Below are 13,291 nucleotides of genomic sequence, written 5' to 3'. Positions count from 1 at the left end.
TTCTTAAATACCATATTGTGTATTTTGTAAATAGGAGGGGGGGGTATGAACAAAGGTATAAAAGCTACAATAAGACGATGTCTTTATATCAAAAATGATATGTATAAGGGCAATTTAAGAACAAAAATTTATCTCCCTCTTTTTTTCTTTAAATTTCCTTTATTGCTTAAGCGTTTTAAAGATAATCGTGTAGATTATCGCCTCTTTTTTATATTGCCTATTTTGCGTAAAAGAGGCAATCAAGAAAAATTAGAATTCATAGAACAAACACAAAATAACTATAAGACTATTTTGCAAAGGATTCAATCTGCCTCCAAAGAGGGAAAACCTGTTAGAGTAGGGTTTTTAATCATCTCTGATTGTGTATTTTCTGCCCGAGCAATCTTTGAGCAAATGCTTAAAGATTGCACATTTGAACCTTTTGTGCTTGTAATACCTGATACTTCAAGAGGAGAAGAGAGAATGTTTAGAGAAATGACAAAGACTTATAAAAGTCTTTGTGAATCTTACCCAGAGTATAAAGATAAGATTTTACATTCTTATGATGAGACAAAAAAAGATTTTATTGATTTTAGCTCTACTTTGGATATAGCGTATTTTGATAATCCTTATGATTCTATGGTGTATAAATTTTATACGATATTTTATTTATCACAATTTGCTTTAAGTATTTATATGCCTTATGGTTATACAGGGTATTTAAATTATACTTTAGGTGTTTATGCTACTTTGGAATATAGTTTATTGTGGAATATTTATGTAGAAAATCAAAATAATTGTGAATTGATTAAAACTCATCAAATAGCAAAAGTTAAGAATCTCAAACTCATAGGTTATCCAAAGTTAGATTCTTTAGCAAAATTCTTAGCACAAGGGCAAGAAAGTAATAAGGAGAGAAAGCAAATCATCATCGCTCCTCATCATACTTTAACCTTAGAGGATTTTCCTTTATATCTCTCCAATTTTATGCGCCTAAGCGAATTTTTCTTAAAACTCCCTAAGCTTTATCCTCAAATTGATTTTATTTTTCGTCCACACCCTCTTTTATTTACGCACCTCATAAGATTTAAGATTTATGAGCGAGGGGGGGGGAATAGCGAACTCTTTGTGGAAAATTATCTCCAACAAATCGCACAAATCCCCAATATGATTTACCAAGAGGGTGGGGATTATTTCGAGAGTTTTGCTACTTCTTCCGCACTAATCCACGATTGTGCCGGATTTATGGCAGAATGGCTCTACACTGATAAACCTGAAGCCTTTATTATAGAATCTCAAGATACGATTGAGCGAGAATTTACGCCTTTTGGCAAAGAAATATGCAAACATATCTACCTTGTCTCTAGTGAAAAGGACATTATAAATTTTATAGATTCTGTTGTATTACAAGAACAAGATTCTATGAAGCAATCTCGTCTTACTTTTGCCAAAGAATATATCAAAATCAATTATCCCAATGTTGCACAAATGTGTGTTAGGGAGTTGAAATCTTTCTTGCAGGAGTATAGGGAATGAAACGATTTATCTTTGATTTAGATGGAACAATTACCAAAGAAGAAACCTTGCCCAAAATAGCAAAATTCTTTAATGTCCAAGCAGAAATAGATAATCTCACGCAAGAGACAATCGCAGGAAATATTCCTTTTATGGAATCTTTTATCTCTCGTGTGAATATTTTGGGTAAATTGCCTGTGGATAAAATTGCAGATTTGCTTGAGCAAATAGAAATATATGAGCATTTAAATGCGTTTATAAAGGAATATAAACGTCAATGTTGTATAGCTACAGGGAATTTAGAATGCTGGATTGACAAACTTGTAGCAAAGGTTGGTTGTGAGACTTTTAGCTCTAGTAGCATTTTGCAGGATAATAATGTCTTAAAACTCACCCACATTCTCAAAAAAGAATCCATTGTCAAGCAGTTTCAAGCACAAGGGCAAAAAGTGATTTTTATAGGTGATGGGAATAATGATGTAGAAGCGATGAGGTTAGCAGATATTTCCATAGCCTCTGGTATCACGCATAAACCATCACCGGGTGTTTTATCTGTTGCGGACTATGCAATCTTTAGCGAGGAGGCATTATGCAGACTGCTTTATCAGTTGTTATAAGTTGTGCGGGGATTGGTTCTAGGCTGGGGCTTAATTCTACAAAAGCCTTAATAAACATTGATGGTAAATCCTTGATTGCTTGGCAATTAGAGCTTTTTAAAGATGTAGAAGATGTGCGCATTGTTGTAGGATTTCAAGCGTCTTTGGTGATTGAGGAAGTTTTGAAATATAGGAAAGATGCGATTTTTGTTTATAATCATAATTATTTTGATACCAAAACGGGAGCGAGTTTTTATCTAGGAGCAAGGGATGCAAATACTTATGTAATGGAGTATGATGGAGATTTACTCGTTAATCCCCAAGATATGGCAATGCTTTTAAACCAAAGTGGAGAATGGATAGCTTATACAGATATAAGCTCAAGTGAGCCGGTGTTTGTAAGCGTCAATAGTGCGGGAGAAGTGGAATCTTTCTCTCGTCAAAATGGTGATTATGAATGGACAGGACCTTGTTGCATTAAAAGAGAAAATGTAAAATTCACTTCAGGTAATGTCTATAATCAGCTAGAGACTTATCTACCGCTTAGAGGGATTAAAATCCGTGCAGTGGATATAGACACTTATGATGATTATCAAAACGCACTTAAAATCTTAAAACAATGGAGGAGAGAATGAATTTTTTAAAAAAACTCAAGAATAAAATCAAAAGATATTTTACTAAACCTTTTAAACTAGTGATTCCACAAGAATATGCTAAAGATTTGCAGCTATGGAATAATAATAGAGGTGTTTTTAGCACTTCTTATGAAGCCATCTGTGCAGTGATTTCGCAAAATTCCGAGAAAACTCCTTTGTTTTATTTAACAAGCAAATTTTGGAATCTTAAAAGTGTGTTACCTGCGAGATTTGAAGAGCAAAAAACATTTATAGAATCTAGCTTTATTCCTAAGCTCCAAAAGAGTGATACTCTACTAGATATGGGTTGTGCAAATGGAGAATGGACGTTTATATTTGCTCCTTTTGTCAAAAAAATTATGGCGTATGATTATTCTCCTGCCTTGATAGAGGGTGCAAGGGAAATTAATCAAAAAGATTTTGCCCATATTTCAAACATTACTTTCAATCAAGGTGATGTAAGCACTCTAAAAATAGAACAAACTTATGATTGTATTTCTTTTATGGGGGTTTTAACTTGTATTTTAGAATGGGAAAAGTGCGAGAATATTCTATCCAAACTCTATACTGCTTTGCGGGGGGGGGGGCTTATGATTTATAAAGATAATACCAACTCTAGCGCGGAAGATTTTTATTACTATGCAAATGGGAATTATTGGATGGTGGCGCGAAGTCGCGCGAAATATTTAGCACTTTTTGAAAAGTTAGGGTTTAAAATCGTGCAGGAGAAAATTATACATACCGTTACACAAGAGATTGCGAACACTCAAAGAGCAGTAGAATCTTATATGTGTATCTTACAAAAGGAGTAAGCAATGAAATCAAAGCCTTGCAAATCTAAGGTGGAGAGCTTTTACCCACCCAAATGTTGCTCAAATCATCACAAATCTCGCACAATATAAGATTCCACTTACCCAAGAGGAAATGAGACAATGGAAGCAGTTGAAAAATCAAAAATAGTTGGAATCATCGGTGGAGCAGGAGTAGCTGCTACAAATAAACTCAATGAGCTTCTTGAAATAGAGCTTACCCAAAAAGGAGCTTTTAGGGACGCACATCACCCTCAAATCCTTACTTTTCAAGCGACCCAAGCTCCCTCCCGCAGTATGTATTTAGAGGGTAAGGGAGAGGATTTTACTAAAGATTATATAGACATAGCCAAAAGATTGCAAAATTTTGGTGCACAAACACTCTGTATGTGTTGTAATACTGCGCATTATAGCTTTGAAACTATTAAAGCAGCACTTCCACAAGTAAAAATGCTTAACTTAATAGAATCTGCAGTGCTAAAGGTAAAGCAAAGCGGGGCAAAATCTGTTGGTTTAGTCGCAAGTGATGGTTGTTTAAAAGGCAGAGTATATGAAAGATATTTTGAGAAAATCTGTCCAGAAGTGAAAATCATCTATCCGAATGCAGAGTTTCAAAAAAAAGTTACGCAAGGGATTTGTAATATCAAAAATGCTCATCGTTTTGATACTATGGATTCTAAAGCGCGTCCTAAAAATATCTTTAAGCAAGTATGTGAGCATTTACTCGGGGGGGGGGATATAATCCTACTTGGTTGCACAGATATTCGTGTAGATTATTACGAAAAAGAAAATATAGATAGCCTAGAAGTGCTAAAAGATTTAATTTTAAAAGAGGTGTTGAATGAATGAAAAGGCATTAGATTTTTTTAAGGCTTTGAGCAAAGGAGCAAATCAAAATTCTGTAAAACTTGCAAATAACACGGATTTTTCAGATATTGATGCAAAGTTTATTTTAAAATATGCTAATGAGAAATCACATATTTTGGATTTGGGTTCGGGCAGTGGGCTGATTGTAAATAAAATTTATCCTTATGTAGATAAAATTGTTTGTGTAGATAAATTTAAAGAATTTACAAAGTTTATTGCAAAAGAGCAAAAAATTACAATTTACAATGAAGATTTGTTTGATTTTGATACAAAAGAGAAGTTTGACATTATAAGTGCATTTGGGATTATGCACTATGTGAATGAGGAAGAAGTGCAAGTTTTGTATAAAAAATATCAGCAATTTTTAAAGCCTCAAGGGATTTTTATCATCAAAAATCAATTTGGCATTAATGAGACAATCAATATTTCTGGCTATTCACAGGAGCAAAAGAGAGATTATTACTCACAATATCGGTGGATAGAGAGGGAAAAAGAGATTTTGATTTCTTTAGGACATAGAATCGTAGAAGTGTGTGATATTTATCCGCCCGAAGCAAATCGCTGGGATAATACACATTTTTATGCGATTGTAGCTTCTTGTGTTTAAAAATATAGAGCAATTCATCAATTTTCTGTATAATTCCTCCTTTATTTACAAATTAAAAGGAAAGAGCCTTAATGTCTCCTAAAATCTCTATTTTAGCCCCGAGTTTTAATCACGAGAAGTTTGTTGGATTCTTTATACAATCCATTCTAGCGCAGAGTTTTAGTGATTTTGAATGTATCATCGTAGATGATTGCTCCACTGATAGAAATGTGCAGGAGATTTTAAAGTGCAAAGATACGCGCATAAAGCTAGTCCAACACCCTTATAATCAAGGTATTAATGCAAGTTTAAATACTGCCTTTGAAAATGCAAGCGGAGAATATCTCGTATTTTTAGCTACTGATGATATGCTAGAGCCAAATGCGCTAGAAATCTTGCACCAAAGCTTAGAACAAAATCCTAATGCAAAAGCGATTTATCCACAGCTAATGAAAATAGATAAGGATAATCAAAAGTTAGAAATCCTTGAGGTAGCACGAAGAAGCAGATACGAGCTTTTACATCATCTTTTTATGAAAGGAAATTGTTTGACTTCACCGGGTATGGCTCTAAGAAAGTCAGATTTTGCAGAGATTCTCTATCCATTAGATAGGGCAATGTGTAACTACCAAGATGTGCAAATGCACATAAAATTACTTCTACGGGGGGGGGTCGTGCTTCTTGATGAAATTCTTGTGCTCTATCGTTTTGACGAACGCACGAACAATATTAGCGCACTCAACGGAAATACATTTAAACGCGAAAATATGGAGAAATCTAAACTAATGGATACTTTTTTAGAGTTTAAAAATATCGCTGGAGCGGAGGAATTATGCAAAAGTGTTTTTGCTAGGGAAATTAAAACGCTCAATATTACCCCCAATGCGTCAATTTTGGAGTATTTCTTAGGGAGAGTCGCACTTCTCTCGCCCATAGAGTTAAATAGAATGTGGGGTTATCATCAAATTATGGAATCTTATGCAAGCAAAGAGGGTGCGCAGAAGTTAAAAGAACTCCATAACTTTGAGTTTAAGGATTATTTGAAGCTTATAGAATCTCTTGATGAAGCACATACTAAAATTTATCTTAAATATAAGAAATACAAAAGAGCCTTTAATGCTACCCTTGCTCTATCTCTTGTGCTTTGCATACTTTTAATTGCATTGATGATAAAAGGATAATAATGAAAGATGATTTAGTGATTCTACATCCAGATGGTGGAATAGCAAGTCAAATAGCCTTTGTAGCACTTGGCTTAGCCTTTGAACAAAAGGGTGCAAAAGTCAAATATGATTTAAGCTGGTTTGCAGAGGGGGCTAAGGGATTTTGGAATCCAAGTAATGGATATGATAAAGTCTATGACATCACTTGGGATATTTCTAAAGCTTTTCCTGCATTACATATTGAGATTGCAAATGAAGAAGAGATTGAGAGATATAAATCAAAATACTTGATTGATAATGATAGAGTAATAGATTATGCACCCCCTTTATATTGCTATGGTTACAAGGGCAGGATATTTCATTATCTGTATGCTCCATTCTTTGCTCAATCTTTTGCGCCAAAAGAAGCTCAAGATTCTCATACACCTTTTGCCGCATTGCTCCAAGAGATAGAATCTTCTCCCTCTCCTTGTGGGGTGCATATCAGGCGAGGGGATTTATCCCAGCCTCATATTGTTTATGGTAATCCTACGAGCAATGAGTATTTTGCCAAAAGCATAGAGCTAATGTGCCTTTTGCACCCACAAAGTAGCTTTTATCTCTTCAGTGATGATTTAGCTTTTGTCAAAGAGCAGATTGTCCCACTGCTTAAGGGTAAAACTTATAGAATCTGCGATGTGAATAACCCAAGTCAGGGCTATTTGGATTTGTATCTTTTAAGTCGGTGTCGAAATATCATCGGCTCACAGGGTAGTATGGGAGAGTTTGCGAAGGTTCTTTCCCCTCACAATCCGCTTTTGATTACACCTCGCTATCGTAATATTTTTAAAGAGGTAGAAAATGTAATGTGCGTGAATTGGGGAGAGAGTGTGCAACACCCACCTTTAGTATGTTCTGCCCCCCCCCCACTTGTCTCCCAGCTCAAAAGAAATGCGCCGCTTAATTCGCGCTTATATAAGGAGAAAGATAATGCAAGTGCTTGAAAAGTTTAGGATAAAAAGGTTTGCAAATGGTTCCCTTTCTTGATGTCAAAGCGATAAATCAAAGATTGAGTGCAGAGATGGAATCTGCTTTTTGCGAAGTGCTAGAGAGTGGTTGGTATGTTTTGGGCGAGCAAGGCAAAGCCTTTGAGCGTGAGTTTAGCGCGTATTGTGGGACAAATTATTGTGTAGGTTGTGCAAATGGTTTAGACGCTTTGCGACTTAGCATTAAAGCATTTGGATTTGGCGTGGGTGATGAGATTATCGTCCCTGCAAATACCTATATCGCTTCCATTTTGGCAATCACTGATAATGGCTGCACACCTGTGCTTGTAGAGCCAAGCTTAAAGACTTATAATATTGATGTGGATTTGATTGAGGAGCGTATCACACCAAAAACTAAAGCAATTCTTGTCGTGCATTTGTATGGACAGGCGGTGGAAATGCAGAAAGTTTGGGATTTAGCACAAAAATATGATTTAAAAATCATAGAAGATTCCGCACAAGCGCACGGCGCAATCTATCAAGGCAAGAGAGTAGGGAGTTTGGGCGATGTAAGTGGATTCTCATTTTTTCCGGGTAAGAATTTAGGTGCATTAGGCGATGGTGGCTGTGTGGTTACAAATGATGAAGCTTTGGCACAGAGAATCCGCGCATTAGGGAATTATGGCTCACATATCAAATATGAAAACCTCTATGCAGGGCTAAATTCTAGGCTTGATGAAGTCCAAGCGGCATTTTTGCGCCTCAAACTTAAAATCCTTGATGAGGATAATAAGCGGCGACAAGAGATTGCGAGAGTTTATAGAGAGCAGATTCAAAACGAGCGTATTATCCTCCCGCAGGTTCAAAGCGAGGAGGGGGCGGTGTGGCATCTCTTTGTCGTGCGCACGAAAAATCGCGCGCGTTTGCAAGAGCATTTGAGTCAGAGTGGAATCCAAACGCTTATCCATTATCCTATCCCACCGCACAAGCAGCAGGCTTACAAGCAATATAATCATTTGAATCTGCCCATTACCGAGCGTATTCACAAAGAAGTGCTATCCTTGCCTATAAGTCCTGTGATGAGCGATGAGCAAGTAGGCATAGTGATAGATGCTGTGAATGCGTTTAAAGAATAGAATCTAAGGAGATAAAATGCAATATAAAATCGTAGAACTTACCTGTGGCTTAGGCAATCAAATGTTTCAATATGCCTTTGCTAAGAGTTTAGAGCATCATTTGCAAATGCCCATTTTGCTTGATAAAACTTGGTTTGAAGTAGAGGGGAAAAAGCACTCTATTCCCTTTAGTTTAGATATTTTCAATATTGATTTGCCTTATGCGACACAAGAACAAATCGCCTATGCTAAGGAAAAAATCAGGTATTTTGAAAGCAAACCTAAAATAATAAGAAGTATTCTAAAGCGCATAGGCTATCCTAGAGCTACGAATAGTTGTGCTACTTATGATAAATACATAACAGAGTATTTAAAGCCAAATTCTTTTACATATTTTTATGGTTGGTTTCAAAATCCACTTTATTTTAAAGGCATTTCTTCTCATATAAAGAAGATATTATGCCCCCCCCCCCCATTAAAAGCGAAATAAATAAACATAAATTAGAACAGATTCTCCAAGCTAAAAATAGCGTTTTTATCCATATCAGACGCGGTGATTGTCTCACGCATTCGTGTCAAATAGATGTGAGCTATCATAAAAAGGCAGTGGCTACTATTGTAAGTAAAATAAACAATCCTCAATTTTTTCTTTTCTGTGCGGATAGAGAGTTTGCGCAAAATCTTGATTTGGGTTATCCTTTTGTGGATATGACTACGCAAGAGATTGATGAAAATAATCATTATGAAGATTTAATCCTTATGGCGCATTGCCAAAATGGCATAGTGGCAAATAGCACTTATTCGTGGTGGGCAGCCTACCTTATCAACAATCCCCATAAAATCATCATCGCTCCAACGCCTTGGCTACTTGGCACTGATGAAATTATTTGTGAAAATTGGATTAAGATAGAAGCAGCCAAAGAGGTGGTATTATGAAATACTCTCTTAAAACTTTTGTTAGAAACATTAGATATTTAGCGAGGTATAACCTCAAAGAAATGGATAATAAATTATCAAGTTTGCTTACCTTTACTCCCACTCCAACCTATTTTCTTCATTTTGCAGATATGTTGCGCGATGAAATCAAAAATGACTTTGATAAAATCACACCGCCTATTGTGAAAGATAGCTTTGAGACTTTGGAAATTTTATTACAATCTCAAAAAAGCTTTATCCGCTTTGGCGATGGTGAATACGATATTATGGAGGGTAAAAGCATACCCTTTCAAGAATATGATAAATATCTTGCTCAAACTTTGCAAGAAGCTATTACCTCACAAGATGAGAATCTCCTCATTGGTTTGGGCTATGCCTATTTTCACTTACCTTGTAATAATCGTGTTCCAGAGTTTAAATATACTTGGCTCACAGATAATTATCATACCATTAAGAAGTATCTTGTGCCACACAAAGAATATGGTGCGACAGAAATGAGTCAAGTCTATGCTGGATATAAAGACTATGATTTTGAGCGGCATTATGCGCTACTTAAGCAACTTTTTGTAGATAAAAAAATTGTGGTAATTTGCGGGGATAAAGTATTGGCGAATGTGCAATATAGCATTTTTGAGGGAGTTAAAGAGATTTCTTATATCTATGGAGCGACTAAACACGCCTATAAAGGCATTGCTGCACTTAAAGAGCAGATTCTACATTTTAGCAAAGACTATGTGCTTATCTTTGCTCTAGGACCTGCGGGAAAAGCTTTGGGCTATGAGATGTTTAAGCTTGGCTATCGTGTGCTTGATATTGGGCATAGTATTAAGGATTATGATGCGTATAAACGCAATGTGAAAATGGATTTGCAAGGTGTAGCGCAATTTTTTGCCCCTGATGAGTAAATATATGTTGCACAAGATTGCCCCAAAATGAGCAATTTCAAAACAACTTCTCACACAAGGTTTCAAAGGCTTGATAATGTTGCCAAGATTCTATAATGTCTGCTCTCTCACGCTTTAAATCTTGCAAGTCCTTATCACAAATTGCTTTGAATTCCCTTGCCACTTGTGGGTGTGTAGCAAAATATGCCAACACATCTTTTTCACTTAATGCGGCTGATTTTTTGCATTTCACAATGGCTAAAAGTGTCTCTAGTGTCGCTATAAGTTCGCTTTGGATTTGTGCAAAATGCGTTTGAATGATTTGCTCTTCTTTATACGTTTTGACATAGACCTTGCAATTTTCTAAATCGGGATTGTTTTGATAGGAGAGCGGCATAATTTTATTTGTGATGTCTATGTCTTTTGCCCATTTTGTAAGAGTAAGAGTGATTGTGCAATCTTGTATCGGGAGGCAAAGGTGTAAGGGAAAAAGGAAATATAAATGTGCATATGCTTGCTCTTCAAAGAGATGCCTATCTGCCTCTTTAGGTTTTTCAAAGCCAAAGATATGGCTTAAATCCCTCATTGTTTCAAAAGCTTTGTCTTTAGTAATTTCACTCATATCTACATAATGCTTTTGCGTAATATGCGGCAGAGATGTAAGCAATTCATTGAGGATAAAGCAAGATTGGAACTCATTTTGGTTTTGCCACCCAGTAATATAAGATTCTATTTTATCAAGGCAAGGAGAGTTTGCATTGTAAGATTCTTTAGTTTGGGGATTGTAAGCGTTATATTGTAGATAGTCAAAAAGTTTATTATGCCCCCCCCCCCATTATTTTTATATGCTCTTGTGGGTGCGTAACAAAATTAATGATAGATTTAAGAATAGAAATTGGGTCGCGCACTAAAATCAAAGCTGGCACTTTGGCATTAAGAGTGTGGGTATATTTGGCAAAGTCTTTAAAATTATATTCGCACAGCGCAAGGGCTGCATAGGTTGGATTTGTGCTTAATCTCATATAATTTTTCTTGTATCGTTCAAATCCACTTTCTTTGAACTCTACATTTAGCGAAATGTTGCAGTTTTGCAAAAATTGCAACATCGCATTATGTCCTGTGGCGTGGTAGGTGATAAAGTAAAATTGATAGTTGTGTGGAATTGGGCGATTTAGCCTAAACAAAATGGGTGCTATGAATTTCGCAAACTTTTTGAGAAACATATATTGAATACCTACAAAAATGCCTTGTTCTTTGATAAGGGTTAAGGTTTTACTTTTTGGTTTGTGCATTGAGAATCCTTTAAGTGCAAAATAAGCTTAAATTATATCTAAAAATTAAGGGAGAATAGTTTATGATTTGGTTGGCTAAAGTTAAAGGAGTGGGAATGTTTAGGCAGTTAAAAGCAAAGCTTAAAAAGTCAAAAAATGCCAAAAAGATAGAAGCAGATAAACAAAGTGCAAATCCTAAGCATTATCCATTGCAATTATCTCAAAATGAAATAGAATATGTGCGTAACGCACTTAGTAGTGTGGAGGAAACTTGCTAGTTGCTTCACTCACTTCTTATCCCTTAAGAATCCCCACTTTACATTACACGCTTTATTCGCTTTTGACACAAACGCTTAAACCTCATAAACTTATCCTTTGGCTCTCTAAAGAAGAATTTCCAAATAAAGAACAAGATTTACCTTCAAGTGTGCTTGACTTTACAAATCACGGCTTGGAGATAAAATGGTGTGAAAAAAATATCAAATCTTATAAAAAGCTCATTCCAACTTTGCAAGATTATCTTAATGCAATTATTGTAACTTGTGATGATGATGTGATTTATCCTAAAGATTGGTTAAGCAAACTCTATAATGCTTATGTGGAGAATCCACAATATATCCATTGCCATAGAGCACATAGAATCTCCTTTGATGAGAGTGGTAGTTTATTATCTTATATGCAATGGGAATCTTGCATATCTCATATTCAAACTTCACCTTCATTCTTAAATTTCTTTACAGGTGTAGGTGGAGTTCTCTATCCTCCGCATTGTTTATATAAAGATGTTTTAGATGAGCAGAAGTTTTTACATCTCGCACCTCATCAAGATGATATTTGGTTTTGGGCTATGGCATTGCTCAAGGAGACAAAAATCAATGTCGTAGAGGAAAACTATACAGAATTTATGAGTTATGTAGATTATACAAAATGTGGAGCATTGTGGCTAGAGAATGCAAAAGGTGGAATAAATGATAAAGTCTTGCATACTCTCTTAGAATCTTATCCTATGCTGAGGGAAAGGGTAAATATTAATCAATTAAATTGCGACTAAAATAACGGCTTAAGTCATCTGCAAAAAGTGTTACAATCAGGCTATTTTGCACTTCATTAGCGAGTTTTAGACAAGCTATCAAACACGCTCCAGAAGATATGCCTGCTAAGATTCCCTCATTTTTAGCTAGCATTCTTACACCCTCATAAGCTTCCTCATCTGTGATTTTTTGCACACTATCAATGAGTGAAATATCCATTGTATGAGGGATAAAGTTATTACCAATACCTTCAATATTTGCACAACCCTCTTCACCACCGCCGATAATAGAGCCTACAGGGTCGCATAGCACACCTTTTATGCGAGAATCTTGCTTTTTAAGATAACCAACTATACCGCTAAAGCTCCCTCCGCTCCCAGCACCACATACAAGATAATCAATGAGTGCGTCAGAGCCATTTTCACTATTTGCTTGCACTTTTGCCATATCATCATAAATTTCTTTAGCTGTAGTAAGATAATGTGCTTGTGGATTATCAAGATTCTCAAATTGATTAAGACTTAAAGCATAAGGTGTGCAAGATAACATTTCTTGTGCTCTGTCCATAGCACCTTGCATTCCTTTTTCTTTGGGCGTATTGATGACTTGTGCGCCAAGTGCGCGCATTAGAATCTGTTTTTCAATAGAGAATTTATCAGGTACGATAAGAATAGCTTTGCACCCAAAATGTTGTGCCACAAAGGCGATACCAAGTCCTGTATTCCCCGCAGTAGCTTCAATAATAACAGAATCTTTATGTAAAAGACCCTTTTCCTTAAGCTTTTGGCAGATGTAAAGAGCTACCCTGTCTTTTATTCCTCCTGCAGGATTATAGAATTCTAGCTTTGCAAAAATGCGGTTATTGTTTGCAATATTCAAATGAGTAAGTTCTAAAAGTGGTGTATGCCCTATAAGTTCAAGACTTGAACGATAGAGCAT

General features: G+C 35.9%; 17 protein-coding genes. 14 read left to right on the top strand and 3 right to left on the bottom strand.

The features are described from left to right. The first annotated feature begins 45 nt into the window (after positions 1-45). From HH_RS00410 to HH_RS00355, 12 genes are all read left to right on the top strand, one after another. Complete coding sequence (locus tag HH_RS00410; RefSeq protein ID WP_011114922.1) at positions 46-1,515, top strand: hypothetical protein; 1,470 nt, start codon at positions 46-48, stop codon at positions 1,513-1,515. Then, a complete protein-coding gene (locus tag HH_RS09665) occupies positions 1,512-2,111 on the top strand; it encodes an HAD-IB family phosphatase (protein WP_011114921.1) in 600 nt (199 codons plus the stop codon). Before HH_RS00410 ends, HH_RS09665 begins: the two co-directional genes overlap by 4 nt. Next, on the top strand, positions 2,084-2,725 hold the full coding sequence (locus HH_RS09660) for an NTP transferase domain-containing protein (RefSeq protein ID WP_011114920.1): 642 nt from the start codon (positions 2,084-2,086) through the stop codon (positions 2,723-2,725). Before HH_RS09665 ends, HH_RS09660 begins: the two co-directional genes overlap by 28 nt. Next, on the top strand, positions 2,722-3,537 hold the full coding sequence (locus tag HH_RS00395) for a class I SAM-dependent methyltransferase (RefSeq protein ID WP_011114919.1): 816 nt from the start codon (positions 2,722-2,724) through the stop codon (positions 3,535-3,537). The genes HH_RS09660 and HH_RS00395 overlap by 4 nt, the downstream gene beginning before the upstream one ends. Positions 3,538-3,657: 120 nt before the next feature. Further along, positions 3,658-4,383 (top strand): aspartate/glutamate racemase family protein, encoded by a 726-nt coding sequence (locus HH_RS00390; RefSeq protein WP_011114918.1) that lies wholly within the window; start codon positions 3,658-3,660, stop codon positions 4,381-4,383. Continuing rightward, positions 4,376-5,008, top strand: a complete 633-nt coding sequence (locus HH_RS00385; protein ID WP_011114917.1) for a class I SAM-dependent methyltransferase — start codon at positions 4,376-4,378, stop codon at positions 5,006-5,008. The genes HH_RS00390 and HH_RS00385 overlap by 8 nt, the downstream gene beginning before the upstream one ends. A 71-nt stretch (positions 5,009-5,079) precedes the next feature. Then, positions 5,080-6,168, top strand: coding sequence for a glycosyltransferase family 2 protein (locus HH_RS00380; protein WP_011114916.1), 1,089 nt, complete (start codon positions 5,080-5,082; stop codon positions 6,166-6,168). A 2-nt stretch (positions 6,169-6,170) separates the two neighbouring features. Then, the gene (locus HH_RS00375) at positions 6,171-7,133 is read left to right on the top strand and encodes an alpha-1,2-fucosyltransferase (RefSeq protein WP_011114915.1); all 963 of its coding nucleotides are present in this window, start codon (positions 6,171-6,173) and stop codon (positions 7,131-7,133) included. Positions 7,134-7,159: 26 nt separating this feature from the next. Beyond that, positions 7,160-8,251, top strand: coding sequence for a DegT/DnrJ/EryC1/StrS family aminotransferase (locus tag HH_RS00370; RefSeq protein WP_034368123.1), 1,092 nt, complete (start codon positions 7,160-7,162; stop codon positions 8,249-8,251). A gap of 16 nt (positions 8,252-8,267) precedes the next feature. Further along, on the top strand, positions 8,268-8,720 hold the full coding sequence (locus HH_RS00365; RefSeq protein ID WP_011114913.1) for an alpha-1,2-fucosyltransferase: 453 nt from the start codon (positions 8,268-8,270) through the stop codon (positions 8,718-8,720). Next, a complete protein-coding gene (locus tag HH_RS00360; RefSeq protein WP_011114912.1) occupies positions 8,690-9,166 on the top strand; it encodes an alpha-1,2-fucosyltransferase in 477 nt (158 codons plus the stop codon). Before HH_RS00365 ends, HH_RS00360 begins: the two co-directional genes overlap by 31 nt. Beyond that, on the top strand, positions 9,163-10,071 hold the full coding sequence (locus HH_RS00355) for a GT-D fold domain-containing glycosyltransferase (protein WP_011114911.1): 909 nt from the start codon (positions 9,163-9,165) through the stop codon (positions 10,069-10,071). The genes HH_RS00360 and HH_RS00355 overlap by 4 nt, the downstream gene beginning before the upstream one ends. A 37-nt stretch (positions 10,072-10,108) precedes the next feature. On the opposite strand, the gene HH_RS00350 is transcribed toward HH_RS00355, so the two are convergent. Both HH_RS00350 and HH_RS00345 read right to left on the bottom strand, forming a co-directional pair. After that, positions 10,109-10,672 carry a DUF2972 domain-containing protein gene (locus tag HH_RS00350; RefSeq protein ID WP_041308899.1) on the bottom strand — a complete coding sequence of 188 codons (564 nt, stop codon included), beginning with the start codon at positions 10,670-10,672 and terminating at the stop codon, positions 10,109-10,111. A 196-nt stretch (positions 10,673-10,868) separates the two neighbouring features. Then, complete coding sequence (locus HH_RS00345; protein ID WP_011114909.1) at positions 10,869-11,342, bottom strand: hypothetical protein; 474 nt, start codon at positions 11,340-11,342, stop codon at positions 10,869-10,871. 95 nt (positions 11,343-11,437) lie between these two features. On the opposite strand from HH_RS00345, the gene HH_RS09465 reads away from it, so the two are divergent. Beyond that, positions 11,438-11,599: a hypothetical protein gene (locus HH_RS09465; protein WP_011114908.1), complete on the top strand. Its 162-nt coding sequence runs from the start codon at positions 11,438-11,440 to the stop codon at positions 11,597-11,599. Next, positions 11,593-12,372 (top strand): hypothetical protein, encoded by a 780-nt coding sequence (locus HH_RS09090; RefSeq protein ID WP_011114907.1) that lies wholly within the window; start codon positions 11,593-11,595, stop codon positions 12,370-12,372. Before HH_RS09465 ends, HH_RS09090 begins: the two co-directional genes overlap by 7 nt. Here HH_RS09090 and HH_RS00335 read toward each other — a convergent pair. Further along, positions 12,350-13,291, bottom strand: a complete 942-nt coding sequence (locus HH_RS00335) for a cysteine synthase family protein (protein ID WP_011114906.1) — start codon at positions 13,289-13,291, stop codon at positions 12,350-12,352. The genes HH_RS09090 and HH_RS00335 overlap by 23 nt on opposite strands.

Source organism: Helicobacter hepaticus ATCC 51449, assembly GCF_000007905.1.
GTDB classification, from domain to species: Bacteria; Campylobacterota; Campylobacteria; order Campylobacterales; family Helicobacteraceae; genus Helicobacter_C; species Helicobacter_C hepaticus.
This window is presented reverse-complemented; position numbering and strand designations above follow the sequence as displayed.